Raw genomic sequence first — 24,406 nt, 5'->3', positions numbered from 1 at the left:
GCGTTGCCGCCAGGCTCAAACGCGCCCGCAGATGGAAGCGGTGGCCATCAGGTCTTCGAGCAGTGCGTAGGAGACTTTGCCGGAGACGGAATAGGGGTCGAGTTCGGCTTTTTCGGAGTATTTCAGCAGGATGGAATGGTTGAGCTTGGAGAGGTTGACCTGCCCCATGGTCCAGCCGCCGAAACGGCGCTCTGAGATTTCCTCAAAATGCAGCAGCACCACGTCCTTGTGGCGGGCATCGTGCTGGATGTGGCCGAAGAGTTCGCTGACTGCCATGCGACCGCCTTCAATCGCCTGCAGAAAGATGCCACCGCCATAGCAGAGAATGCCGGTGATGCCGGTGGCCGGGTTGTGCTGGCGCGACTGCGACAGGATGCCTTCGATGGCTTCGGGGCTGGTGTCGACCGCGCGGCTTGCATAAAGTAAACGTACCAACATGGTTAGCCTTTTTGGGGAATCAGTGCGAGGAATTCACGGCGCAAAGTCGAATCTTTCAGGAACACGCCGCGCATCACCGAGTTGATCATCTTGCTGTCCATGTCTTTGACGCCGCGCCAGGCCATGCAGTAGTGGCTGGCCTCCATCACAATGGCCAAGCCGTCGGGCTGGGTCTTTTCCATGATGAGGTCGGCCAGCTGCACCACGGCTTCTTCCTGGATTTGCGGGCGGCCCATGACCCATTCGGCCAGACGGGCGTACTTGGACAGGCCGATCACGTTGGTGTGTTCATTGGGCAGCACGCCTATCCAGATCTTGCCGATGACCGGGCAGAAGTGGTGCGAGCAGGCACTGCGCACCGTGATGGGCCCGACGATCATCAGCTCGTTGAGGTGCTCGGCATTAGGGAACTCGGTGATGGTGGGCGGCTGCACATAACGGCCCTTGAACACCTCGTTGAGGTACATCTTGGCCACGCGGCGCGCCGTGTTGTTGGTGTTGTGGTCCCCGGCTGTGTCTATCACCAGGCTGTCGAGCACGCCCTGCATCTTGACTTCGACCTCGTCCAGCAGCTTTTCGAGCTCTCCGGGCTGGATGAACTGGGCGATGTTGTCATTGGCGTGAAAGCGCTTGCGTGCCAGGGACAGGCGTTCGCGAATCTTGACGGAAACGGGCGTACCCTCGCCGGTCGCGTCCTGGGGGGGCGTGTCGGATTTCATAAGCATGCCAGATATTACCAGCCTGCCCCTGTGCCGTCTTGTCCGGAATTTAACAGGGTCTTTGGCATCCTGCCCTTGCAGAATGGGCACAAGCAGCTATCAATTTAGTAGCTTACCCGCGTGACATGGCCCAGGGCTTCAATAGCGCTGGCCGGCCACCAGCAGCGCCAGCCGCACCAGGGCGTAAGCCACCCAGCCCCGCAGGCGCTGGCCAAGGGGGCGGTGGCTGTGGGCCGCCGGCTCCATGCGCCGCCCCTGGGTCACCATGGCCTCGCGCAGGATGCCCGCCAGGCCTTCTGCAAAAGCCTTGTCCTCGACCACTACATTGGCTTCGCGGGCCAGGAGCAGGCTTAAGGGATCGAGGTTGGACGACCCCACGGTGGCCCAGTGCCCGTCCACCACGGCCACCTTGGCATGCAGGAAGCCCGCCCCGTATTCATGGATCTCCACGCCGGCTTCCAGCAGCGCGCCATAGACGGGACGGGCCGCGTGGTACTGCATGAAGTATTCGTAGCGCCCCTGCAGCAGCAGCGTCACGCGCACGCCGCGCCTGGCCGCGCTGACAAGGGCGCGCCGGAGCTTGCCGCCGGGCAGGAAGTAGGCGTTTGCGATGATGATCTCTTGGTGCGCCTTGCCGATGGCCTTGCGGTAGACGCGCTCGATGCTGCTGCGGTTACGCAGGTTGTCGCGCAGGATCAGCGCCGCCTTCGGGCCTCCGGCGCCGGTGTCGCCGGTTTCGCTGGCCGCAGCCACCGGCGTCTTGCCGGTGCGTCCGCCGTAGCCGGCCGCCTTGAAGCGCTCCCACGCAGCGGCCATGTGGCGCTGCCGCGCGCTATAGCCGGCCTGCACACGCCACCACAGCAGCGCCATGGCGTCGGCTGCCTGCACGGCCAGAGGGCCGGTCATCGTCACGGCAAAATCGACGCGCGGCGCTTCAAGGTCGCCATGGTTGGGGTCGTAAAAATCGTCCAGCACATTGATGCCGCCGCAAAACAGCGTGTGCTGGTCTATGACGCAGAGCTTGCGGTGCAGCCTGCGCCAGCGTTCCGGAAGCAGCAAACCCAGGCCGCGCAAGCCTGTTCCCAAGGGCGAATACACAAACCATTCGACCTTGGCCTGCGCGAATTTTTCCCGCCACTGCGGCGGCAAGGGGTTGGTGCCTATGCCGTCCACCAGGACCTGCACTGTCACGCCGCGGCCCGCCGCGCGAAGCAGCGCCTCGGCCACTTCGGCCCCGGCGCCGTGGAGATCGAAAATGTAGGTTTCCAGCTGTATCCAGGTCCGCGCCGCGTCCAGCGCCCGGATCAAGGCGGGAAAGTACTCCTGCCCGCCTTGCAGCAGCTGTAGCCCGCCTGTCTTGTGAAATCGGTACAGCATGGCCGGTGGCGTTCGTCCCTTGCGAGTGGGCGGAGATGGAGCGTGGAGTGCAATCCATTTAAACCGAGCGGCCGCTGTTTGCCAATCCCGTGAAACGCCAACTCACAAAGTGTTGCGTCTGCCGCGCGGCGCGGCTCAAGTCATGAATGTGGGCAGCAGCAGCACCGCTTCCGCGTTCGAGGGCGAAAAGCATAGGTCGGCTGCCTCATGGTGCGGCAGCCATCGCCAGGCGGTGTGCTCCAGGGGATTCAGCCTCACCTCGCAGGCATCGGGCACGCAGAGGCTGAAGACATGTTCCGTGTTGCGGGTGACGCCGGCTGCGTACCTGTGCCGCCAGACCGGATAGATCTCGTAAACATTGGACAGGCCCCAGTCACGAAACTGCGCGGGTGCGGCCGTGATGCCGGTTTCTTCCAGCACCTCGCGCATCGCAGTTTCCAGCAAAACCTCCTCCTCCGTGTCTTTGGAGCCGGTGACGCTTTGCCAGAAACCCGGGTTGTCGGCGCGCTCTATGAGCAGTACCGCGCGTTGCGGTGTGTGGATGACCACGAGCACCGATTCGGGGATCTTGAACGGCTTCAAGCTAGCCCTGAAAGCCACACTCTTTTCGCCGAGCCGCAGGGCGAACGAAAGGTAAAGCCACAAACCAGCAGGGGCCGCGGAACCGGCTTAGCCGGGCCGCAGGCGCAGCGGCCCCCTCGGGGGGCAGGGAACTACACGCAGTGAGAGACCGTGGGGGCCACATTAGACGGGCTGGGGATTGCGCAAGCGGATGTGCAATTCGCGCAATTGCTTTTCGTCCACCGGGCTTGGCGCATGCGTGAGCAAGTCCTGCGCGCGCTGGGTTTTCGGGAAAGCAATCACGTCGCGGATCGACTCGGCGCCCGTCATCATGGTGACGATGCGGTCCAGGCCGAAAGCCAGGCCGCCGTGCGGCGGTGCGCCGTACTGCAGTGCGTCCAGCAGGAAGCCGAACTTCTCTTGTGCCTCATCAGGGCCGATCTTCAGTGCGCTGAACACCTTGCTCTGCACGTCGGCGCGGTGGATACGGACCGAACCGCCGCCCAGTTCCCAGCCGTTGAGCACCATGTCGTAGGCCTTGGCGATGCAGCGGCCCGGATCGGTGTCCATCCAGTCTTCGTGGCCGTCTTTGGGCGCGGTGAAAGGATGGTGCACGGCACTCCAGCGCTGGCCGTCTTCGTCGAACTCGAACATCGGGAAGTCAACCACCCACAACGGCTTCCAGCCCTTGGCGAAGAGGCCGGTTTTCTTGCCGAACTCGCTGTGACCGACTTTCAGGCGCAGCGCGCCAATGCTGTCGTTGACGATCTTGGCTTTGTCGGCGCCGAAGAAAATGATGTCGCCATTTTGCGCGCCGGTGCGCTTGAGGATTTCGGCAAGGGCTGCATCGTGCAGGTTCTTGACGATGGGGCTCTGCAGGCCGTCGCGGCCTTTGCTCACATCGTTGACCTTGATCCAGGCCAGGCCCTTGGCGCCGTAGATCTTGACGAACTCGGTGTAGCCGTCGATTTCGCCGCGGCTCATCTCGGAGCCGCCTGGCACACGCAAGGCAACCACACGGCCACCGGCGGTGGTGGCGGGAGTGCTGAAAACCTTGAAGTCCACCGTCGCCATCACGTCGGTCAGCTCGGTGAACTCCAGGTTCACGCGCAAATCGGGCTTGTCGGAACCGAAGCGGTGCATGGCGTCGGCGTAGGCCATGACGGGGAACTCGCCCAAATCGGTGTCCAGCACGGTCTTGAAGATGTTGCTGATCATGCCCTGGAACATGTCGCGGATGTCCTGCTCGGCCATGAAGGAGGTTTCGATATCGATCTGCGTGAATTCAGGCTGACGGTCGGCGCGCAGGTCTTCGTCACGGAAGCACTTGGTGATCTGGTAGTAGCGGTCAAAGCCGGCCACCATGAGCAACTGTTTGAACAGCTGCGGGCTTTGCGGCAACGCGAAGAACATGCCTTCGTTGACGCGGCTGGGTACCAGGTAGTCGCGCGCGCCTTCGGGCGTGCTCTTGGTCAGCATCGGGGTTTCGATGTCGATGAAGCCATTGGCGTCGAGGAATTTTCGCGTTTCCATGGCCACGCGGTAACGCAGCATCAGGTTGTTCTGCATGTAGGGGCGGCGCAGATCCAGCACACGGTGTGTGAGGCGCGTCGTCTCCGACAGGTTGTCGTCGTCAAGCTGGAACGGCGGCGTCACGCTGGGGTTCAGCACGATCAGTTCGTGGCACAGCACTTCGACCTTGCCGCTTTTGAGGTTGTCGTTGGTCGTGCCTTCAGGGCGGGCCCGCACCACGCCTTTGACCTGCACGCAAAACTCGTTGCGCACGCCTTCAGCAGTCTTGAACATGTCGGCGCGGTCAGGGTCGCACACGACCTGCACATAGCCTTCACGGTCGCGCAGGTCGATGAAGATCACACCGCCGTGGTCGCGCCGGCGATTGACCCAGCCGCACAGGCTCACGGTCTGGCCCATGAGACTCTCGGTCACCAGACCGCAATAGTTGGAACGCATTTGGGAAACGATGGCCATAAAAATACTCGAACTTTCAGCGCCTCATGCGCAGGGTTGCAGTTTTCGCTGTTTAAAGAGGTGGGGTCAAAGGCGGGGTTGCCGTTTTGGCGGGAACCACAACGCCCATGGAAATCACATAGGTCAAGGCTTCATCGACACTCATCCTGAGCTCGATGCAGTCGCTTTTCTTCAGCATGACGAAATAGCCGCCGGTGGGGTTGGGCGTCGTCGGCACATAAACACTCAGGTAGTCGCCTTGCAGATGGTTGACCACATCGCCACCGGGCGTACCCGTGAGAAAACCGATCGTCCAGACGCCTTCGCGTGGCCACTGCACGAGCAAAGCCTTGCGAAAGGCGTTGCCGTTTTCCGAGAACACCGTGTCGGACACCTGCTTCACACTGGAATAAATCGAGCGGACGATGGGAATGCGGCTGAGAAAGGAATTGCCCCAGCGCACCAGTTTTTTGCCAAAAAAGTTGCTGGCAATGGCGCCCATCAGCAGCACGATCAACAACGTGAGCAAGACGCCGAAACCGGGGATATGAAAACCCAGCAGTTTGTCGGGGTGCCAGGAGCCCGGCAGGATCAGCAATGTCTGGTCGAGCGTACCGACGATCCAGTCGAGCACCCACAGCGTGATCGCCAGGGGCACCAGCACCAACAATCCGGCCAGAAGCCATCGACGAAGGGAAGCCATCACGAGGAAGTCTTGGAAGAGGAGTCGCCGCCGGATGCCTTGGCAGGTGCCGCAGGCGCGGGCGCAGGCGAAGAGGCTGCGGGAGTGCTGGCCGGTGCGGCCGCGCCGGTGTCGGCTGGCTTGCTGTCGCCAGCGCTGGCACCTGCCTCACCGCCGTCAGTCTTGGGGGCAGGCGCGCCTGTGCTGTTGCCGCCGCGGAAATCCGTTACATACCAGCCCGAGCCCTTGAGCTGAAAGCCTGCAGCCGTGACCTGCTTTTTGAACGCGGGTTCACCGCATTGCGGGCACACAGTGAGCGGCGCATCCGAGATTTTTTGCAGAACGTCCTTGGCATGCCCGCAGGACTCGCATTTGTAGGCGTAGATTGGCATAGTGCTTGAGACTTTGAGGGGATATTCCCGAGGTACGCCCGGGAAATTTACCTGGAAAAGGCTTCCAGATGCAAAGCCTTCAATTATAGGCCGTTGGGGGCGTCCCCGGCGCCTTTAGAAGACCCGGACGCGCAGGATGAACTGCATCGCAATCAGGCCCAAAACAAAACCCAAACCGCCATAAATCAGGCTTTGCAACAGCTTGTTGGTGCGTTTTTGCTCGTGCAGCAGTTCTTCGAGCTCCCTGCGGGTGATGCCTGGGGGGGATTTCAGGTACTGCGACAGCAGGCGCGGCAGGCCGGGCAGCAGCTTGGCGTAGGCAGGTGCTTCCGCCTTGAGCTGCGCCATCAGTTTCTCGGGGCCTACTTGCTCCAGCATCCATTTTTCGAGGAAAGGTTTGGCGGTGCTCCAGAGATCCAGTTCGGGGTCCAGTTCCCGTCCCAAGCCCTCAATATTGAGCAGGGTTTTTTGCAACAGCACCAATTGCGGCTGGATTTCGACGTGAAAGCGCCGTGAGGTCTGGAACAGCCGCATCAGCACCAATCCAAGCGAAATCTCCCTTAAGGGCCGGTCAAAGTAGGGTTCACAGCAGGCGCGGATGGCAGCCTCCAGCTCGTCCACCCGTGTCTCGGGCGGCACCCAGCCGGATTCGAGGTGCAGCTCAGCCACACGTTTGTAGTCGCGCTGGAAGAACGCGCTGAAGTTTTGCGCCAGATACTCTTTATCGATTTCGGTCAGTGTGCCCACAATCCCGAAGTCCAGTGAGATGTAGCGCCCAAAGGTTTCCGGCGCCAGGCTGACCTGGATGTTGCCAGGGTGCATGTCGGCATGGAAAAAGCCGTCACGGAACACCTGGGTAAAGAAAATGGTGACACCATCGCGCGCCAGTTTTTTCATGTCCACACCGGCATCGCGCAGGCGCTGCACCTGGCTGATGGGCACGCCCTTCATGCGCTCCATCACCATGACGTCAGGCATGCAGAAGTCCCAGACCATCTCAGGGATCATCACCAGATCCAGGTTTTGCATGTTGCGGCGCAATTGCGCCGCATTGGCGGCCTCGCGCAGCAGGTCCAGTTCGTCGTGAAGGTATTTATCGAACTCGCCGACCACTTCGCGTGGTTTGAGACGTTTGCCGTCGGCCGAAGCGCCTTCCACCCAGCCGGCCATCATGTGCATCAGCGCCAGATCTTTTTCGATGGCAGGCAGCATGTGGGGCCGCAGCACCTTGACGGCAACTTCGCGGCCATTGGGCAAGGTCGCGAAGTGCACCTGGGCAATCGAAGCGCTGGCGACCGGGGTGTGCTCAAAGCTCGCAAAAATACGGTCCAACGGACGGCCAAAGGCTTTTTCAATGATGGCGACGGCGATCGTGGAGTCAAAAGGCGGTACCCGGTCTTGCAGGCGTGCCAGTTCGTCGGCGATGTCGGGCGGCAACAGGTCGCGCCGGGTTGACATCACCTGACCGAACTTGACGAAGATGGGACCCAGGCTTTCGAGCGCTTCGCGCAGGCGCTCTCCGCGCGGCGCCTTCAGGTTGCGTCCGACCGAAACGATGCGGGTCAGCAGACGTATCCAGGGGCGCTGAAAGCTGGAAAGCACCAGTTCGTCAAGTCCGAACCGCAGCACGGTCCAGACGATAAAAATGCCTCGAAAGAGGCGGGTCATGCAGGCGCCTTCGCAGGCGCGCCGCCCTCACCTGGGGTCGCGGAGCCCGCCGGGGCCGGCGCTGCCGGGCTGACAACCGCGGAGGAAGGAGAAAAAGAAGAAGCGGAAGGTGACAGCGGTGTCTTTGCCAAAAATTGCTTGAGCCCTTCAAACAGCTTGCGGCCCATATCCGCCACTGCATGGGCGGGCGCATCGCCGATCAGGCGGGACAGGTCTTCCTCAGCATCCCAGCGCAGGTTTTCAGCCAGCCAGCCCAATTCGGCGGCCAGCTGCACATCACCTTCGATCTTCACCGGAGGCGGTTTGCCGGCCATGACGGATTGCAGGGCAACCAGCGGAGATTCGGTGGCAACAGCCAGGGAGAGATCAGGCTTGGCAGACGGCGATGCACGGTCTACAAGGCCTGCGGGGGTCACAACGAGGTCAATGGAAAAAAGGCCCCACTGAAGGTGGACCACACGCCCTTTTTGCCGCAACAGGCGGTCTTGTGCCTGCTTTTCCTGCATCAGGACGTGGTTCAGGAACAGCACCAGCCGCTGCTGCCCCTCATCCACCACCCAGGCGGGTGGCTGAAAACGGGTGGCGATGGATTCCAGAAATGAAAAAGGGGACGTGGGCGAGGTATTCATACGCCCCTGATTTTGACAGCAAATAGAGTCCCCACGCTCTCCCACTTCGTGTGGGTCGCTGCCCCCCCCGAGGGGACCACCCGCCTGCGGCCTGGCGAAGCCAGCTCCGCAGCTCATGCTGGCCTGAAGATTCAGTGGTGTAACCAGTGCAGGGGTATTTCACCAGCGGGGGCCGAGGGTCCGGCTTTGCCGGCCCCAGGCGCCGCCCCCTTTTAACGGGGGAGCAGGCTACACGAAATGAGCCTGAACGGCGGTTATTGGAGAGCCTGTACGCCAGCGACGAGCCAGCCGCTGCCGCCGCTACGCGGCTTGGTCATGTTCCAGACTTCGCGGAATGGGCTGGCGCCTGCGGAGGCGTCTTCGCGGATCATGCCGGAGAACTCCACGCTGGCCATGTAGACGTCGCTCAGCTCCTCAATGCCAAGCAACTGGGCGTCCAGCATCACGACCTCGGTCTTGTTGGTATGGCCGCCGGTATGCGATTCGCGGTCTGCCAGCTGGGTCTTGATCTGCTCGAGCATGTCGTCGGTCATCATGGCGCGCAGGCTCTGGATGTCGGAGCGGTCCCAGGCGTCCTGCAGCGTCACGAAGTTGGCTTTGCTGGCCTTGAGGAAACCCTCAGCGTCAAACCCGGCCGGAACGCCCCAGGACTGCGCACCCAGCAAGGCCGAGCCGATCATGGAGCCACCTGCGGCGGGCGCGGCCGCGTCGTATTTGTTGGCGTCGAAAGCCATGCTGCTGCGCTCCCAAGGGCGCGCAGACGAGTCGTTGCCGACGTTTTCAGGGCTGTAGTTCTTCGGGGTGGTGGCGTTGCCGGCTCCCTGGAACGCAAACGGCGTCTGGCCGGGCGCGGAACCTTGTGCGTTGCCGGCTCCACCCTTGAGCTTGCGCATGATGAAGCCAATCACCACCATGACCACCAATGCCAACAGGGCAAACATGATGACCTGGCCGAAGGCTTCGCCCAGGCCCAGCGAAGAAGCCAGCCAGGCCAGGCCCAGACCTGCGGCCAGGCCGCCCAGCATGGCGCCCCAAGGCCTCTTGGGTGCGGCAGCCGCTGGTGTTGCCGCGGGACCCCCCGGCTTGGCGGCGGTATTGGCCCCGCCAGGCGCGGCCTCGCGTTGCGTGACGTTGGACGACTGTTTGCCGATTGACTTGCCGCCTGCCAGGCGCTTGGCCTCAGCGGACGTGCCTGCCAGGACCATGACCGTGACCAGCACGGCAGAAAGAATTGCGGACCAAATTTTCATATCGTCTCCTTAATCACACTTCAACACTTCAATACTCAACACTTGATTCCAACATGCAATGCCACTACGCCGCCTGTCATGTTGTGATAGTCCACATGACCAAAACCACCTTTATGCATCAGGGCTTTCAGTTCATCCTGACCCGGATGCATGCGGATCGACTCCGCGAGGTATTGGTAGCTTGAGTCGTCATTGGCCACCAGCTTGCCCAGCCGCGGCAGTACCTTGAAGGAATACCAGTCGTAAATTTTTTCCAATGGCTTGGCCACTTTGGAGAACTCCAGCACAAGCAGCTTGCCGCCGGGCTTGAGCACGCGGTTCATCTCGCGCAGCGCGTCTTCCTTGTGCGTCATGTTGCGCAGGCCGAAGGCCACGGTCACCACGTCGAAGCTGGCATCGGGAAACGGCAGGTGTTCGGCGTCGCACACCAGCGTCGGCAGGCTCACGCCGGCGTCCAGCAGGCGGTTGCGGCCTTCGCGCAGCATCGCTTCGTTGATGTCGGTATGGACCACACGCCCGGTGCTGCCCACTTTGGGGGCAAAGGCCAGCGCCAGGTCACCCGTGCCGCCGGCGATGTCAAGCACCTGGTGGCCTTCTTTGACATTGGCCACCAGCACGGTGTAGGCCTTCCAGGCGCGATGCAGGCCCATGGACATCAGGTCGTTCATCACGTCATATTTGGGCGCGACGGAATCAAACACCCCGCGCACGCGGCGCGCCTTGTCCTGCTCGTCAACAGATTCAAAACCGAAGTGGGTGCTGCTCATGATGTCAATGCTAGAGGGCAAAGTCCCGATTGATCCCGACAACCCTGACCTGACGCGGGGCATTGCGGGCTTATTGCGGGCTTTTATGCTGGAAAAACAACAGTGCCGCGGCACGGGCTTTTTTGCCGCACCGGCACGTCGAGACGGGGGGTTCGAGTGGTTCGCAAAATCAGTGGCTTGCGCAGCCGTGGCCACCGGCTGCAACCATGGGCGCGTCGCGATCAACACCGGCTGCCTGCAGGCGTCGCTGGTACTCATCCCACAGCTGGGCCTGTTCGGCGCCCAGCTTGTAGAGGTAGTCCCACGAAAAGATGCCGCTCTCATGGCCGTCGGAAAACACCGGCTTGACCGCGTAGTTGCCAATGGGCTCGAGCTCAACTACGGTCACCTCGCGCTTGCCGGTTTGCAGGATTTCCTGACCCGGGCCGTGTCCCTGTACCTCAGCAGACGGCGAGTAAACGCGCATGAGTTCGAACGGAATCCTGAACTCGGCGCCGTCGGAAAACGCGATTTCAAGCACGCGCGACTGGCTATGGACCGTCAGCGCGGTAGGAGTCGGTGAACCGGGTTGAAGGCCTGCCATTGGTTGTCGCTTTCTGAATGGGAAAAGACCGGACGGATCAGGCCGTCACGGTTTTGGTAATAAGCCCGTTGACACCCTAGACCAGTACTCGCTCAATGCCGCCGTGGTTAGCCGCCTCGACATAGGCCGGCAGCCATTCCTTGCCCAGGATCTGGTTGGCCATTTCCACGACGATGTAATCAGCCTCAAGCAGGCCGTTTTGCAGGTCGTCGCCGTAGCGCGAAAGCCCTTGCAGGCAGCTCGGGCAGCTGGTCAGGATTTTGACGTTGCCGCCCTCTGCCACAGCGCCTGCCTGCCGTAAAGCGGCTTCGCCCTTGCGCAGCTCTTCTTCCTTGCGAAAGCGGATCTGCGTCGAGATGTCAGGCCGGGTGACGCCCAGCGTGCCCGATTCACCGCAGCAGCGGTCGTTCTTGAGCACGTTGTTACCCAGCAGTGCCTTGACGGTCTTCATCGGCTCCTGCTGTTTCATCGGGCTGTGGCAGGGATCGTGGTACAGGTAACCGGCACCGGGCTGGTCGGTGCGCAGGGTGATTCCTTTTTCAAGCAGGTATTCGTGGATGTCGATGATGCGGCAGCCCGGGAATATCTTGTCGAATTCGTATCCTTGCAACTGGTCGTAGCAGGTACCGCAGCTGACCACCACCGTCTTGATGTCCAGGTAGTTCAGGGTATTGGCTACGCGGTGGAACAGCACCCGGTTGTCGGTGATGATTTTCTCGGCCTTGTCGAACTGGCCGCTGCCGCGCTGCGGGTAGCCGCAGCAAAGGTAACCCGGCGGCAGCACGGTCTGCACACCCGCGTGCCAGAGCATCGCCTGCGTGGCCAGGCCGACCTGGCTGAACAGGCGCTCGGAGCCGCAGCCGGGGAAATAGAAGACCGCCTCCGTCTCAGAAGTCGTGCTCTTGGGGTTACGGATGATGGGGACGTAATCTTTGTCCTCAATGTCCAGCAGCGCCCGCGCGGTCTTCTTGGGCAGGCCGCCCGGCATCTTCTTGTTGATGAAGTGGATCACCTGCTCTTTCACCGGGGCCTTGCCGACGGTTGCCGGCGGCAGTGCCGTCTGCTTACGCGCCAGCCGGCCCATCAGGTCGTTGGCCAGTCGTTGGGCCTTGAAGCCCACGTCCACCATCGCGCCACGCATGAACTTGATAGTCTGCGGGCTGGTGGCGTTCAGGAAGACCATGGCGGCGGCGTTGCCGGGCCTGAAGGACTTTTGCCCCATCTTGCGCAGCAGGTTGCGCATGTTCATCGAGACTTCGCCGAAGTCGATGTCGACCGGGCAAGGCGTCAGGCACTTGTGGCACACCGTGCAATGGTCAGCCACGTCTTCGAACTCTTCCCAGTGCTTGATGCTCACGCCGCGCCGGGTCTGCTCTTCGTACAGAAAGGCCTCCACCAGCAGCGAGGTGGCCAGAATCTTGTTGCGCGGGCTGTAAAGCAGGTTGGCGCGCGGCACGTGGGTGGCGCACACCGGCTTGCACTTGCCGCAGCGCAAGCAGTCTTTCACGCTGTCGGCAATCGCGCCAATGTCGGACTGCTGCATGATCAGCGACTCGTGGCCCATCAAGCCGAAGCTGGGGGTATAGGCATTGGTCAGATCGGAGTGTAGAGCCGATTTTTCAGTGTTTCCGACCTCCAGCCCACGTTTTTCATGGGTATGCCGCTCCTGATTTCGTAGCAACTTGCCTTTGTTGAAGCGGCCTTCCGGATCGACCTTCTGCTTGTATTCGGTGAAGGGCCGCAACTCTTCGTCGGTCAAGAACTCCAGCTTGGTGATGCCGATGCCGTGTTCGCCGGAAATCACCCCGTCGAGCGAGCGGGCCAACACCATGATGCGCGCCACCGCTACATGCGCGGTTTGCAGCATCTCGTAGTCGTCGCTGTTCACAGGCAGGTTGGTATGCACATTGCCGTCACCGGCGTGCATGTGCAGCGCCGCCCAGACGCGGCCCTTGAGCACGCGCTTGTGAATGGCATTGCACTCCTCCAGGATCGGCAAAAACGCGCCACCCGAAAAAACTGCCTGGAGCTGGGCACGAATATCGGTCTTCCAGCTGGCGCGCAGCGAATGGTCTTGCAACTGCGGAAACAATGTGGCCATGCCTGCCAGCCATCCGGACCATCGGGCCCGCACGTCAGCTACCAGCGCCAGTGCCTGGGCTACACGGTCTTCCAGCAGCTCCGCCGAAGGAATGTCGTTGGCATCGTCCGATTTGCCCAGAGGCAGGTTGCCCTTGAGGAAAAACGCCTCCAGCTCGTCGCACAGGCGGATCTTGTTGGCCAGGCTTAGCTCGATATTGATCTGCTCGATGCCGTCGGTGTACTCCGCCATGCGGGGCAGCGGAATCACCACGTCTTCATTGATCTTGAAAGCGTTGGTGTGCTTGGAGATGGCGGCTGTGCGCTTGCGGTCCAGCCAGAATTTCTTGCGAGCGTCAGGGCTGATGGCGATAAAACCTTCGCCGTGGCGTGAGTTGGCGATGCGCACGACTTCTGACGTGGCACGCGCCACGACATCGGCGTCGTCGCCGGCAATGTCGCCAAACAGCACCATCTTCGGCAAGCCGCCGTGCTTTTTCGATTTGGTCGCGTAGCCCACTGCTTTCAGGTAGCGGTCGTCCAGGTGCTCAAGCCCCGCGAGGATGGCGCCGCCGCGCTTTTGCTCGGCGAACATGAAGTCCTTGATCTCGACGATGCTGGGCACTGCGTCCTTGGCATTGCCGAAGAACTCCAGGCACACGGTGCGGGTGTGCGCCGGCATGCGGTGCACGATCCAGCGTGCGCTGGTGATGAGACCATCGCAGCCCTCTTTCTGGATGCCGGGCAAGCCGCTCAGGAATTTATCGGTGACGTCTTTGCCCAGGCCTTCCTTGCGGAATGTTTTGCCGGGAATGTCCAGTCGCTCGGTGCGAATAGGGGTTTTGCCGTCAGCTTCGAAATACTGCAGCTCGAAGCTGGCCATCTCGGCGTCGTGAATCTTGCCGAGGTTGTGGCTGACCCGCGTGACTTCCAGCCACTGCGCCTCGGGCGTCACCATGCGCCATGAAGCGAGGTTGTCCAGCGCCGTGCCCCAGAGCACGGCTTTTTTGCCGCCTGCGTTCATCGCAATGTTGCCGCCAATGCAGGAGGCTTCGGCCGAGGTCGGATCGACTGCAAACACAAATCCGCCGCGCTCGGCGGCGTCGGCCACGCGTTGCGTGACCACGCCCGCTTCGGTCCAAACGGTGGCGACCGGCTTTTCAACGCCGGGCAGCGAGACCATTTCGACTTCGGTCATGGCTTCGAGTTTTTCGGTATTGATGACGGCCGACTTCCAGGTCAGCGGGATCGCACCGCCGGTGTAGCCCGTGCCGCCGCCGCGCGGAACAATCGTCAGGCCCAACTCAATGCAAGCCTTGACCAGGCCGGCCATTTCAACTTCTGTGTCGGGCGTAAGCACCACAAACGGGTACTCGACGCGCCAGTCAGTCGCATCGGTGACATGCGACACCCGGGAAAGGCCGTCGAACTTGATGTTGTCTTTGAGAGTCAGTTTGCGCAGCTTGCGTTCCGTCAGGCGACGCAGGTCGTACATCTCGCTGAAGGAGGTGTAGAAGCGGGCGACGGCCCCGCGGGCGGCCTCGAGCAGTTCACCCACGATGGCGTCGCGCTGCTGGTCCGCATCGGGTGTACGGCGCTTTTCGACTTCGGTCAGGCGGTGCTGCAGAGCGTCCACCAGCAGCTTGCGCCGCTTGGGGTTGTCCAGCAGGTCGTCCTGCAGATAAGGGTTGCGCTGCACTACCCAAATATCGCCCAGCACTTCATACAACATGCGGGCGGAGCGGCCGGTGCGGCGCTCGTCGCGCAGGCGGTTCAGCAGATCCCAGGCTCGCTCGCCGAGCAGGCGAATGACCACTTCGCGGTCGGAAAACGAGGTGTAGTTGTACGGAATCTCGCGGATGCGGGCTTCGCCGGCCTTTGCGTCACCGGCAAAGACGTTGAGTTCTTGAAGTGTAGTAGGGGCGTTCATCGTGAAAAGCCAGCGGCTTCAGACCCGTGTCCAGCGCTGTTGCCCTATATTACCGCAGCGCAACATTTATCCTTGGCGCCATGGAAGTCGTATGTATCCTTATGGAAATCCCGCTTGTCGGGAAGCCCGCAAATCGATTAAATCGCTTGTCACAAACAGTTTTTACACTGTCTCGTTTAACGTGGCGCGCCCGGTGCGCGTCCAATTCCAGGAGTTTTAATGAAAAACCGTCTCTCAGCATTCGCCTTCGCGGCCCTCGGCCTGTGCGCGCCGTTGGCCAGCCAGGCCCAGACCGAGATCCAGTGGTGGCACTCCATGACGGCCGTCAACGGCGAATGGGTCAACGACCTGGCCAAGCAGTTCAACGAAAGCCAGAAGGAATACAAGATAGTGCCCACCTTCAAGGGCACCTACGACGAATCCATGACCGCCTCCATCGCGGCCTTCCGCGCCGGCAATGCGCCCCACATCCTGCAGGTGTTTGAAGTCGGTACCGCCACGATGCAGGCCAGCAAGGGCGCCATCGTCCCGGTCGGCAAGATCATGCAGGACGCGGGAGAAAAGTTCGACCCGAAGGCCTACATACCCGCTGTCGCCGGCTACTACACCGCGCCGAACGGCCAGATGCTGAGCTTCCCGTTCAACAGTTCCACCACCATCTTCTATTTCAACAAGGACGCCTTCAAGGCCGCCGGCCTGCCGACCGACAAGGCCCCCGTCACCTGGCCTGAAGTCGTCAACGCCGCCGCCAAACTGAAGGCCTCCGGCCACAAGTGCCCCTTTACGACCGCCTGGCAGAACTGGACGCAGGTGGAAAGTTTCTCCGCCTGGCACAACGTCGAATTCGCCACCAAAGCCAACGGCCTGCAAGGCATGGACGCACGGCTGAAGGTAGATTCGCCGCTGCATGTGCGCCACATCGAGAACCTGGCCAACATGGCCAAACAGGGCCTCTTTATCTACAAGGGCCGCGGCAACGTACCGGAGGCCAGCTTCGTGTCGGGCGAGTGCGCCATGATCAACACGTCTTCGGGCTTTTACGGCAATGTGGCCAAGAACGCCAAGTTCGCCTACGGCCTGGCACCGCTGCCTCATTACCAGGACGTTCCCGGCGCGCCGCAGAACACCGTGATCGGCGGCGCAAGCCTCTGGGTCATGTCGGGCAAGAAGCCCGCCGAATACAAGGGCGTAGCCAAGTTCTTCAGCTTTATCTCGACGCCTGAAGTGCAGTCGGCCAGCCACAAGCGCACCGGTTACCTGCCTGTCACGATGGCTTCGTACGACCTGACCGAAAAGTCCGGCTTCTACAAACAGAACCCGGGCACCGACGTGGCGGTCACGCAGATGATTCGTAAAGTCACGGACAAGAGCCGCGGCATCCGCCTGGGCAACTATGTGCAGATCCGCGCGATCGAGGATGAAGAACTCGAACAGGTCTGGAACGGCAAGAAGACGGCCAAGGAAGCGTTGAGCTCCATCGTCAAGCGCGGTAACGAGCAGCTTGAGCGCTTCCAGAAAGCAAATAAGGGCGGCTGATCGCCCACGAGACAGAGCAAGCCCGTCCGCCGGGCTACACTCGGCCCGCCTGATCCCCTCTCCCTGACAAGGGAAGGCCAGGCGGGTTTTATGTTTAAGCGCCCCCAAGCTTCCGTCCACTGAAGGCCTTATGGAAAAACGCGTTTTCTTTCGATCCAGCTGGCTGCCCTGGCTGCTGCTGGCGCCGCAGATGGCGGTCATCCTGGTGTTCTTTTTCTGGCCTGCAGCGCAGGCCCTGCTGCAGTCGCTGCAGCAGCAAGACCCTTTCGGCACCTCCATCGAATTCGTCGGCCTGGACAACTTCAGGCAGCTCTTGGACGATCCGAGCTATGTGGAGTCGTTCAAGACCACGGCGTTTTTCTCGGTGATGGTCGCCGGCATCGGCATCAGCCTGTCACTGCTGCTGGCGGTTTTTGCCGACCGTATCGTGCGAGGCGGCATGTTCTACAAGACCATGCTGGTGCTGCCCTACGCGGTGGCCCCGGCCGTAGCCGCCGTGCTGTGGGTTTTCATGTTCTCGCCTTCGCTGGGCGTGGTGGCCTATGCCTTGGGCAAGATAGGCATCAACTGGAACCACCTGCTCGATTCAGGCCATGCCATGACGCTGATCGTGATGGCGTCGGTGTGGAAGCAGATTTCCTATAACTTCCTGTTTTTCCTGGCGGGCCTGCAATCCATACCGAAATCATTGATTGAGGCCGCTGCAATCGACGGCGCCCGACCCTGGCGCCGTTTCTGGACTATCCAGTTCCCGCTGCTCTCGCCTACCACTTTCTTCCTGCTGGTGATCAACGTGGTGTACGCCTTCTTCGACACCTTCGCCATCGTTGACGCCGCGACCCAAGGCGGGCCCGGCAAGGACACGGCCATCCTGGTCTACAAGGTGTATTACGACGGCTTCAAGGCCATGGACCTGGGCGGCTCGGCTGCGCAGTCGGTCGTGTTGATGGTGATCGTGGTGGCCTTGACAGTCATCCAGTTCCGCTACGTCGAGAAAAAGGTCCAATACTGATGAAAACAAAAAATAAGGCGGGAGTCCACCATGGTTGAAAAACGCGGAACTCACGGCATCCTCGCCCACGTGATCGTGATGCTGGGCGTCTTCATCGTCGCTTTTCCCCTCTACCTGGCCTTTGTGGCCTCGACCCACACGGCGCAGGAAATCGTGCAGGCACCCATGCCGCTGCTGCCTGGCACCAACATGCTCGACAGCTATAAGGCTGCGCTGTTCGGGCGCGAATCGGCTGCCGGCTCCAACGCGCCGGTGGCGCACATGATGTGGGTCAGCTTCGTCACGGCCATGGTGATCGCCATCGGCAAGATCACGATTTCACTGCTGTCGGCATTCGCCATCGTGTACTTTCGCTTCCCGTTCAAAAAGACCTGCTTCTGGGCCATTTTCATTACGCTGATGCTGCCGGTGGAAGTGCGCATTTTGCCCACCTACAAGGTGCTGTCGGACCTGAACATGCTCAATACCTATGCGGGCCTCACGGTGCCGCTGATCGCCTCGGCCACGGCGACCTTTTTGTTCCGCCAGTTCTTCCTGACGGTACCTGAAGAGCTGACGGAAGCATCGCGCATGGATGGTGCCAGCCCGATGCGTTTTTTCTTTGACGTACTGCTGCCGTTGTCGAAAACCTCGATCGCCGCGCTCTTCGTGATTCAGTTCATCTACGGCTGGAACCAGTACCTCTGGCCGCTGCTGGCAACGACCAGTGAAGACATGTACCCGGTGGTCGTGGGCATCAAGCGCATGATCGCCGGCGGTGACGGGCAGAACGAATGGAACGTGGTCATGGCGACCGCCATCCTGGCGATGCTGCCGCCCGCACTGGTGGTGGTGCTGATGCAGAAATGGTTCGTCAAGGGCCTGGTCGACACCGAGAAATAAAGCTACAGCCCAGAACAACCAAGAACGACCAAGACACAACGGAATACAGACATGGCATCCCTTTCATTCAACAACGTCATCAAACGCTACGGTTCCGGCAAGGAGGCGCTGCAGGTCCTGCACGGCGTGAACGCCGAGATCAACGACCACGAGTTCATCGTCATCGTGGGCCCTTCGGGCTGCGGCAAATCCACCCTGCTGCGCATGGTGGCCGGACTGGAGGAAGTCAGCGACGGGCAAATCTCCATCGGCGGCAAGGTCGTCAACGAGTTGGAACCTTCCGAGCGCGATATCGCCATGGTGTTCCAGAACTACGCCCTTTACCCGCACATGAGCGTGTTCGACAACATGGCTTACGGCCTGAAGATCGCCAAGGTGCCCAAGGACGAAATCAAGACGCGTGTCGACAAGGCCGCGAAGATCCTCGAACTGGGCCACCTGCTGGACCGCAAGCCCCGCGCACTTTCAGGCGGCCAGCGTCAACGGGTGGCCATGGGCCGCGCCATCGTGCGCCAGCCGCAGGTGTTTTTGTTTGACGAACCTCTGTCCAACCTGGACGCCAAGCTGCGCGTGCAGACGCGCCTGGAGATCCAGAAACTGCACCGCGAGCTCGGCATCACCTCGCTCTTCGTCACCCACGACCAGGTCGAAGCCATGACGCTGGCCCAGCGCATGATGGTGATGAACGCCGGCCGCATGGAGCAATTCGGCACGCCCGAAGAGGTCTACAACCGCCCCGCCACCACCTTTGTGGCGAGCTTCATGGGCTCACCTCCCATGAATTTGCTCAAGCAGGCGCCGAATGCCGATTTCGGCGGCAAACCGGGCGCCATCCTGGGCATACGGCCCGAGCACCTGACGGTCGGGGCGACGGGATGGGCTGTGCAGGTCGACACGATTGAAATGCTGGGCGCAGAGCGCCTGGTGTACTGCCGCATGGGCAGCGAAGCCATCATCGTGCGCACCGACGAGAACCTGTCCACGGCGCCTGAGATCGGTGCGACTATCCACGTCACGCCGCGCGCGGACCGTCTGCACTGGTTTGATGCAGAAACCGGCAAACGGATTTAATCCCTCGGCTTTGCCGCCGCCTCAGGCCCCGAAACGCCCATGACAACTTCCGTATCTGCTACCCACTGGCCCTACCCGCGCTGGGTGGCTCACCGCGGCGCCGGCAAGCTGGCACCCGAGAACACCCTGGCCGCCTTCATGCTGGGCGCCAGCCACGGCTACCGCATGTTTGAGTGCGATGTCAAACTCAGCGCCGACGGCATCCCGTTTTTGCTGCACGACGCCACGCTGGAGCGCACCAGCAACGGCAAGGGCGTGGCTGGCGATTTGAACTGGGACGCACTGGCAAAGCTTGACGCCGGCGGCTGGCACTCTCCGGCTTTTGCCGCGGAAGGCCTCGCCAGCTTTGAGCGCATTGCCCGCTATTGCCTGGACAACGGTTATTTCCTGAATATCGAGATCAAGCCCACACCGGGGACAGAAGGCCCTACCGGGACAGTCGTCGCCAATGAGGCGGCCCGGCTCTGGCAGGGCACGGCGGTTCCGCCGCTGCTGACGTCTTTCCAGCCGCTGTCGCTGGAGGCCGCGCGCGCTGCACAGCCGCAGTTGCCGCGCGGCCTGTTGCTTGATGAACTCCCGGCCAATTGGCTGGAAACGGCCACACAGCTAGGCTGCGTGGCTATCGTTTGCAACCACAAGCTCTGGAATGCCGAGACGGTCGCCCAGGCTAAAAAAGCCGGTTTCAAACTGCTGAGCTATACGGTGAATGACAAGGCGAATGTGCAGCGGCTGCTGGCCTTGGGCACCGACGGCATCATCACGGACGCGGTGGATGTTTTTAAGCCCGACTAGGCTTTTAGCTTTTCCAGGCGCCTAGCAAGACCCACTGGCACAGCGCCGCGCCAGCCACCATCGCAGCATAGGTCAGCATCTTCCCATCACGGCCGAACAACACCAGTCCGGCCACCGATATCACGACGCTTGCTACAAAAACAATAGCTGCTTGCGCAATAAAACCGTGGGCTGGAGGACTTTTTGGCTTAAATACAGGGCCCAGAACGTGGCTTGCCAGGACCAGAATCAGGGCGATGGCGACAGCCGGCAGGACAAGATTGAGCAGGTGATTGGCCAGCAGGTAAAAAGTCATGCGCTTGAATGTGGTTGAAACTGGGTCAAACAGGCCTTTAAAGAGGCCTGCGAGAGGGCAAAAAAGGCTATCAGGGCGATTGTGCGGCCTTTGCGCCCGACACACCGCTTCAATTTTATAATCGGAGGATGTCAGTCTGGGCCCTTGGGCTAAACCACAACACCGCACCGCTCGATTTGCGCGGCCGGTTCGCCTACGCCCTGGACCAGGTCGAGCCCACTTTGCGTGCCCTGCGCGAGTCGCTGGCGCGCCAGCCTGAGGCCACCCTGCTGTCCACTTGCAACCGCACCGAAATCTACTGCGCCGGCGAAAAGACAGACCTGGACCACACACTGGACTGGCTGGCGCACAGCGGCGGCGTCTCGCCCTCCCTGCTGCGCTCCCATGCCTACACCCTGCAAGGCGACCAGGTCGCCCGCCATGCCTTCCGGGTCGCCAGCGGGCTGGACTCGATGGTGCTGGGCGAGCCGCAAATCCTGGGCCAGATGAAGGATGCCGTGCGCGCCGCCGAAGACGCAGGCGCCATGGGCACTACCTTGCACCAGCTGTTTCAGCGCTCCTTTGCCGTGGCCAAGGAGGTGCGCAGCAGCACCGAAATCGGCGCACACAGCATCAGCATGGCGGCGGCCAGTGTGCGGCTGGCTGGCCAGCTGTTTGAAAACCTGAGCGACATCAAGGTGCTGTTTGTGGGTGCGGGCGAAATGATCGACCTGGCGGCCACCCACTTCGCCGCGAAAAACCCCAAGGGCATGGCGATTGCCAACCGCACGTTGGAGCGCGGCGAAAAGCTGGCCGGCCGCTTCGGCGCCGAAGTCATGCGCCTGGCCGACCTGCCCAGCCGCCTGCACGAATTCGACGCGGTGATCAGTTGCACCGCCAGCACGCTGCCCATCATCGGCCTGGGCGCTGTGGAGCGCGCCGTCAAGCTGCGCAAACACCGCCCCATGTTCATGGTTGACCTGGCGGTACCGCGCGACATCGAACCCGAAGTCAAGGCGCTGCCCGACATCTACCTCTATACGGTTGACGACCTGGCTCACGTGGTGCAGACCGGCAAAGACAGCCGGCAGGCGGCCGTGGCGCAGGCCGAAGTCATCATCGACGCCGGCGTACAGAACTTCATGCACTGGCTCGGCCAGCGCCGCAGCGTGCCGCTGATCCAGCAGCTCAATGCGCAGACGGATGAATGGCGTGCCGCCGAAATCGTGCGAGCCAAAAAACTGCTGGCCCGGGGCGAGCCCATCGACACCGTGCTGGATGCGCTGGCTCGCGGCCTCACCCAGAAAATGCTGCATGGCACGCTGGCCGAATTGCACGCGGGCGATGCCAGCAGCCGCGAAGCCACGGCGCACGCCGTGTCGAGGCTATTCCTGCGCGGGCAGTTGCCCAAGATTCAGTCCGACGACAAAGAGCGTTAGCGACCACCGCTATGCCGTGGCTGCCCCGCAGCCATTTCCCAATAGCCTCCGGCCGCGGCCCCGCCGCCCCGTTGTGCCCTCTTTAATGTCTTGCGGCATTCCCTTTTCCTGATTCGATTGCCATGAAACCCTTTCTCCGCCAAACCCTGGACCGACAGCTTTTGCGCCTGCACGAGCTGGATGCGCTGCTGTCCGCCAGCGACGTGGTGAGCGACCTGGACCGCTTTCGCGCCCTCACCCGCGAGCACGCCGAAGCCAGCGTGATCGCCGAGCAGTACACACGGCTCACCACCCGCGAAGCCGACCTGGCCGGCGCCGAGGGCATGCTGGCCGAAGCCAAGAACGACCCGGAAATGGCCGCTATGGCCGAAGAAGAGATAGCCGCGGCGAAAGCCGATATTGCGCAGATCGACGAGGCGCTGCAGCTCATGCTGATCCCGAAAGACCCGGACGACGCGCGGGCGGCCTTTATTGAAATTCGCGCGGGCACGGGCGGCGACGAGTCGGCGCTGTTTGCCGGCGACCTGTGCCGCATGTATACCCGCTTTGCCGAGCGCAACCGCTGGCAGGTCGAAATCATCAGCGAGTCCCCGAGCGAGCTGGGCGGCTACAAGGAAGTCGTGCTGCGCATCGACGGGCCGCTGGATGTGATGGGCGTTGGCGTTTACGGCAAGCTGCGTTTTGAGTCAGGCGGGCATCGCGTTCAACGTGTGCCGGCCACCGAAACGCAGGGCCGCATCCACACCAGCGCCTGTACCGTGGCCGTGCTGCCCGAGCCCGACGAAGCCGTGGCCATCCAGATCAACCCGGCCGACCTGCGCATAGACACCTACCGTGCCAGCGGCGCCGGTGGCCAGCACATCAACAAGACCGATTCGGCCGTGCGCATCACGCACCTGCCGACGGGCATCGTCGCCGAATGCCAGGAGGGCCGCAGCCAGCACAGCAACAAGGCCCAGGCGCTGAAGGTGCTGACTGCCCGCATTCACGAAAAAGACCGCTCCGAGCGCGCCGCCAAAGACGCCGCCATGCGCAAGGGCCTGATCGGCAGCGGCGACCGCAGCGACCGCATCCGCACTTACAACTTCCCGCAGGGGCGCCTGACCGACCACCGCATCAACCTGACGCTGTACAAGCTGCTGGCCATCATGGAGGGTGATTTGGGTGATGTTGTCACGGCATTGCAGGTGGCGCGTGGAGCCGAGTTGCTGGCGGAACTGGAAACCGCCAACAGCGGGCTTTGAAGGGCCTTTTTGATGCTTTTATGGCAGTTTTTGGTATGAAATCGGCCTGCAGCCCTTATAAATCGTGCGCGAGCAGCTATATTTTTTATAGCAAAGATAGTCACCTGCCATGAATCCACCCAGCTGCGCACAGGCCTTGGCGGCGGCCCAGACCCTGGGACTGGATCGCCTGGACGCCCAGTTGCTCCTGCTACACGCACTGGGCAAGCCCGGTGACGCACGAGCCTGGCTGTTGGCGCACGATACCGACCTTTTGTCCGAAGAAGCCGTCCAGGCCTTCCAGGCCATGAGCCAGCGACGTGCGGCAGGCGAACCGCTGGCCTATATCGTCGGCAGCAAGGAGTTTTTTGGGTTGACGCTGCAGGTCGACGCTCGCGTGCTGGTACCGCGGCCCGACACCGAAACCCTGGTGACCTGGGCGCTGGAGGTGCTGCAAACGCCCCACGCCCCCGCAGAGCCACGAATGCTGGACCTGGGCACCGGCAGCGGAGCAATCGCGCTGGCCGTTGCGCACGGCCTGAGAACGACCGGCCGCCACGGCCACATCGTGGCGGTGGATGCGAGTGCGGATGCGCTGGATGTCGCCCGTGAAAACGCGGTTCGACTGGAAATTGATGTGGATTTCATTCAAAGTCACTGGCTTGAGGAAGTTAGCGGACACTTTCACCTGATCATCAGCAATCCACCTTATATCGCCAGCGCCGACCCGCATCTGGACGCCCTGACCCATGAACCTCTAGCAGCCCTTGCCGCTGGCCCGGACGGGTTGGACGATATCCGGCAGATCATCCGGCAGGCACCCCGCAGTCTTTTGGAAGGCGGCTGGCTGCTGCTGGAGCACGGCTACGACCAGGCCGCCGCAGTGCGCGAGTTGCTGGCAAGCCAGGGTTTCACGCAGGTTCAGAGCCAGCGGGACCTGGCCGGTATCGAGCGCTGCTCGGGCGGCCTATGGCCAGGCGGGTGGTCAGGCGGGTAAGGCGACGGATCGGCAATTACGCACAAAGCCAAACGGCGGGATAATCAACCTGTTGAATTCTGGTTACCAGATTCCATCTAACTGAGATGTCCCGGCTGAAACTCCAGCCTGACGCAGGCCCAGCAGCCTCCCCCAGA

At 61.7% G+C, this 24,406-nt stretch carries 22 protein-coding genes; 8 read left to right on the top strand and 14 right to left on the bottom strand.

The annotated features are described in order from the left end of the window. Positions 1-15 precede the first annotated feature (15 nt). The 13 genes from ACQ4MS_RS14025 to ACQ4MS_RS13965 all read right to left on the bottom strand — a co-directional run bounded on the left by ACQ4MS_RS14025 (position 16) and on the right by ACQ4MS_RS13965 (position 15,043). Positions 16-438, bottom strand: a complete 423-nt coding sequence (locus ACQ4MS_RS14025) for a BLUF domain-containing protein (RefSeq protein WP_431095238.1) — start codon at positions 436-438, stop codon at positions 16-18. 2 nt (positions 439-440) lie between these two features. Then, positions 441-1,163: a GTP cyclohydrolase I gene (gene folE, locus ACQ4MS_RS14020; protein WP_431095237.1), complete on the bottom strand. Its 723-nt coding sequence runs from the start codon at positions 1,161-1,163 to the stop codon at positions 441-443. Between the two features lie 132 nt (positions 1,164-1,295). Continuing rightward, positions 1,296-2,534, bottom strand: a complete 1,239-nt coding sequence (clsB, locus tag ACQ4MS_RS14015; RefSeq protein WP_431095236.1) for a cardiolipin synthase ClsB — start codon at positions 2,532-2,534, stop codon at positions 1,296-1,298. 135 nt (positions 2,535-2,669) lie between these two features. After that, complete coding sequence (nudB, locus tag ACQ4MS_RS14010) at positions 2,670-3,116, bottom strand: dihydroneopterin triphosphate diphosphatase (RefSeq protein ID WP_431095235.1); 447 nt, start codon at positions 3,114-3,116, stop codon at positions 2,670-2,672. A gap of 162 nt (positions 3,117-3,278) precedes the next feature. Then, positions 3,279-5,084 carry an aspartate--tRNA ligase gene (aspS, locus tag ACQ4MS_RS14005; protein WP_431095234.1) on the bottom strand — a complete coding sequence of 602 codons (1,806 nt, stop codon included), beginning with the start codon at positions 5,082-5,084 and terminating at the stop codon, positions 3,279-3,281. 52 nt (positions 5,085-5,136) lie between these two features. Then, positions 5,137-5,766, bottom strand: coding sequence for a DUF502 domain-containing protein (locus ACQ4MS_RS14000; RefSeq protein WP_431095232.1), 630 nt, complete (start codon positions 5,764-5,766; stop codon positions 5,137-5,139). After that, positions 5,766-6,137 (bottom strand): FmdB family zinc ribbon protein, encoded by a 372-nt coding sequence (locus ACQ4MS_RS13995; RefSeq protein WP_431095231.1) that lies wholly within the window; start codon positions 6,135-6,137, stop codon positions 5,766-5,768. Before ACQ4MS_RS13995 ends, ACQ4MS_RS14000 begins: the two co-directional genes overlap by 1 nt. A gap of 114 nt (positions 6,138-6,251) precedes the next feature. Continuing rightward, positions 6,252-7,805 carry a ubiquinone biosynthesis regulatory protein kinase UbiB gene (ubiB, locus tag ACQ4MS_RS13990; protein WP_431095230.1) on the bottom strand — a complete coding sequence of 518 codons (1,554 nt, stop codon included), beginning with the start codon at positions 7,803-7,805 and terminating at the stop codon, positions 6,252-6,254. Next, the gene (locus tag ACQ4MS_RS13985; protein WP_431095229.1) at positions 7,802-8,434 is read right to left on the bottom strand and encodes a hypothetical protein; all 633 of its coding nucleotides are present in this window, start codon (positions 8,432-8,434) and stop codon (positions 7,802-7,804) included. The genes ubiB and ACQ4MS_RS13985 overlap by 4 nt, the downstream gene beginning before the upstream one ends. Before the next feature lie 254 nt (positions 8,435-8,688). After that, a complete protein-coding gene (locus ACQ4MS_RS13980; protein ID WP_431095228.1) occupies positions 8,689-9,684 on the bottom strand; it encodes a Tim44 domain-containing protein in 996 nt (331 codons plus the stop codon). Positions 9,685-9,719: 35 nt separating this feature from the next. Next, positions 9,720-10,451: a bifunctional demethylmenaquinone methyltransferase/2-methoxy-6-polyprenyl-1,4-benzoquinol methylase UbiE gene (gene ubiE, locus ACQ4MS_RS13975; RefSeq protein WP_431095227.1), complete on the bottom strand. Its 732-nt coding sequence runs from the start codon at positions 10,449-10,451 to the stop codon at positions 9,720-9,722. Positions 10,452-10,620: 169 nt separating this feature from the next. Continuing rightward, complete coding sequence (locus tag ACQ4MS_RS13970) at positions 10,621-11,034, bottom strand: gamma-butyrobetaine hydroxylase-like domain-containing protein (RefSeq protein ID WP_431095226.1); 414 nt, start codon at positions 11,032-11,034, stop codon at positions 10,621-10,623. 76 nt (positions 11,035-11,110) lie between these two features. Then, positions 11,111-15,043, bottom strand: a complete 3,933-nt coding sequence (locus ACQ4MS_RS13965) for a DUF3683 domain-containing protein (RefSeq protein ID WP_431095225.1) — start codon at positions 15,041-15,043, stop codon at positions 11,111-11,113. A gap of 219 nt (positions 15,044-15,262) precedes the next feature. Here ACQ4MS_RS13965 and ugpB point away from each other — a divergent pair, with 219 nt between their 5' ends. From ugpB to ugpQ, 5 genes are all read left to right on the top strand, one after another. Continuing rightward, positions 15,263-16,579 (top strand): sn-glycerol-3-phosphate ABC transporter substrate-binding protein UgpB, encoded by a 1,317-nt coding sequence (gene ugpB / locus ACQ4MS_RS13960; RefSeq protein WP_431095224.1) that lies wholly within the window; start codon positions 15,263-15,265, stop codon positions 16,577-16,579. 130 nt (positions 16,580-16,709) lie between these two features. After that, on the top strand, positions 16,710-17,591 hold the full coding sequence (gene ugpA / locus ACQ4MS_RS13955) for a sn-glycerol-3-phosphate ABC transporter permease UgpA (protein WP_431095223.1): 882 nt from the start codon (positions 16,710-16,712) through the stop codon (positions 17,589-17,591). Between the two features lie 30 nt (positions 17,592-17,621). Continuing rightward, positions 17,622-18,473 (top strand): sn-glycerol-3-phosphate ABC transporter permease UgpE, encoded by an 852-nt coding sequence (ugpE, locus tag ACQ4MS_RS13950; protein WP_431095222.1) that lies wholly within the window; start codon positions 17,622-17,624, stop codon positions 18,471-18,473. Positions 18,474-18,524: 51 nt separating this feature from the next. Further along, on the top strand, positions 18,525-19,544 hold the full coding sequence (locus ACQ4MS_RS13945; RefSeq protein ID WP_431095221.1) for a sn-glycerol-3-phosphate import ATP-binding protein UgpC: 1,020 nt from the start codon (positions 18,525-18,527) through the stop codon (positions 19,542-19,544). A 39-nt stretch (positions 19,545-19,583) separates the two neighbouring features. After that, positions 19,584-20,336, top strand: coding sequence for a glycerophosphodiester phosphodiesterase (gene ugpQ, locus ACQ4MS_RS13940; RefSeq protein WP_431095220.1), 753 nt, complete (start codon positions 19,584-19,586; stop codon positions 20,334-20,336). 4 nt (positions 20,337-20,340) lie between these two features. Here ugpQ and ACQ4MS_RS13935 read toward each other — a convergent pair whose 3' ends face one another. Next, positions 20,341-20,631, bottom strand: coding sequence for a hypothetical protein (locus tag ACQ4MS_RS13935; RefSeq protein ID WP_431095219.1), 291 nt, complete (start codon positions 20,629-20,631; stop codon positions 20,341-20,343). A 128-nt stretch (positions 20,632-20,759) separates the two neighbouring features. Between ACQ4MS_RS13935 and hemA the strand changes: the two genes are divergently transcribed. The 3 genes from hemA (at position 20,760) to prmC (ending at position 24,269) form a co-directional block, all read left to right on the top strand. Beyond that, positions 20,760-22,049: a glutamyl-tRNA reductase gene (gene hemA, locus ACQ4MS_RS13930; protein WP_431095218.1), complete on the top strand. Its 1,290-nt coding sequence runs from the start codon at positions 20,760-20,762 to the stop codon at positions 22,047-22,049. Positions 22,050-22,171: 122 nt separating this feature from the next. Beyond that, positions 22,172-23,293, top strand: a complete 1,122-nt coding sequence (prfA, locus tag ACQ4MS_RS13925) for a peptide chain release factor 1 (protein WP_431095217.1) — start codon at positions 22,172-22,174, stop codon at positions 23,291-23,293. A gap of 109 nt (positions 23,294-23,402) precedes the next feature. Beyond that, positions 23,403-24,269: a peptide chain release factor N(5)-glutamine methyltransferase gene (gene prmC, locus ACQ4MS_RS13920; protein WP_431095215.1), complete on the top strand. Its 867-nt coding sequence runs from the start codon at positions 23,403-23,405 to the stop codon at positions 24,267-24,269. Positions 24,270-24,406: the final 137 nt, after the last annotated feature.

Origin of the sequence: Polaromonas aquatica (assembly GCF_050626995.1) — a bacterium.
GTDB lineage: Bacteria > Pseudomonadota > Gammaproteobacteria > Burkholderiales > Burkholderiaceae_C > Polaromonas > Polaromonas aquatica_A.
The sequence above is the reverse complement of the archived record's forward strand: the minus strand, read 5'-3'. Positions and strand labels throughout refer to the sequence as shown.

Coding starts and splice junctions, on each gene's coding strand:
- ACQ4MS_RS14025 (WP_431095238.1), bottom strand. CDS start 438: ATGTTGGTACGTTTACTTTATGCAAGCCGCGCGGTCGACACCAGCCCC.
- folE (WP_431095237.1), bottom strand. CDS start 1,163: ATGCTTATGAAATCCGACACGCCCCCCCAGGACGCGACCGGCGAGGGT.
- clsB (WP_431095236.1), bottom strand. CDS start 2,534: ATGCTGTACCGATTTCACAAGACAGGCGGGCTACAGCTGCTGCAAGGC.
- aspS (WP_431095234.1), bottom strand. CDS start 5,084: ATGGCCATCGTTTCCCAAATGCGTTCCAACTATTGCGGTCTGGTGACC.
- ACQ4MS_RS14000 (WP_431095232.1), bottom strand. CDS start 5,766: ATGGCTTCCCTTCGTCGATGGCTTCTGGCCGGATTGTTGGTGCTGGTG.
- ACQ4MS_RS13995 (WP_431095231.1), bottom strand. CDS start 6,137: ATGCCAATCTACGCCTACAAATGCGAGTCCTGCGGGCATGCCAAGGAC.
- ubiB (WP_431095230.1), bottom strand. CDS start 7,805: ATGACCCGCCTCTTTCGAGGCATTTTTATCGTCTGGACCGTGCTGCGG.
- ACQ4MS_RS13985 (WP_431095229.1), bottom strand. CDS start 8,434: ATGAATACCTCGCCCACGTCCCCTTTTTCATTTCTGGAATCCATCGCC.
- ACQ4MS_RS13980 (WP_431095228.1), bottom strand. CDS start 9,684: ATGAAAATTTGGTCCGCAATTCTTTCTGCCGTGCTGGTCACGGTCATG.
- ubiE (WP_431095227.1), bottom strand. CDS start 10,451: ATGAGCAGCACCCACTTCGGTTTTGAATCTGTTGACGAGCAGGACAAG.
- ACQ4MS_RS13970 (WP_431095226.1), bottom strand. CDS start 11,034: ATGGCAGGCCTTCAACCCGGTTCACCGACTCCTACCGCGCTGACGGTC.
- ACQ4MS_RS13965 (WP_431095225.1), bottom strand. CDS start 15,043: ATGAACGCCCCTACTACACTTCAAGAACTCAACGTCTTTGCCGGTGAC.
- ugpB (WP_431095224.1), top strand. CDS start 15,263: ATGAAAAACCGTCTCTCAGCATTCGCCTTCGCGGCCCTCGGCCTGTGC.
- ugpA (WP_431095223.1), top strand. CDS start 16,710: ATGGAAAAACGCGTTTTCTTTCGATCCAGCTGGCTGCCCTGGCTGCTG.
- ugpE (WP_431095222.1), top strand. CDS start 17,622: ATGGTTGAAAAACGCGGAACTCACGGCATCCTCGCCCACGTGATCGTG.
- ACQ4MS_RS13945 (WP_431095221.1), top strand. CDS start 18,525: ATGGCATCCCTTTCATTCAACAACGTCATCAAACGCTACGGTTCCGGC.
- ugpQ (WP_431095220.1), top strand. CDS start 19,584: ATGACAACTTCCGTATCTGCTACCCACTGGCCCTACCCGCGCTGGGTG.
- ACQ4MS_RS13935 (WP_431095219.1), bottom strand. CDS start 20,631: ATGACTTTTTACCTGCTGGCCAATCACCTGCTCAATCTTGTCCTGCCG.
- hemA (WP_431095218.1), top strand. CDS start 20,760: ATGTCAGTCTGGGCCCTTGGGCTAAACCACAACACCGCACCGCTCGAT.
- prfA (WP_431095217.1), top strand. CDS start 22,172: ATGAAACCCTTTCTCCGCCAAACCCTGGACCGACAGCTTTTGCGCCTG.
- prmC (WP_431095215.1), top strand. CDS start 23,403: ATGAATCCACCCAGCTGCGCACAGGCCTTGGCGGCGGCCCAGACCCTG.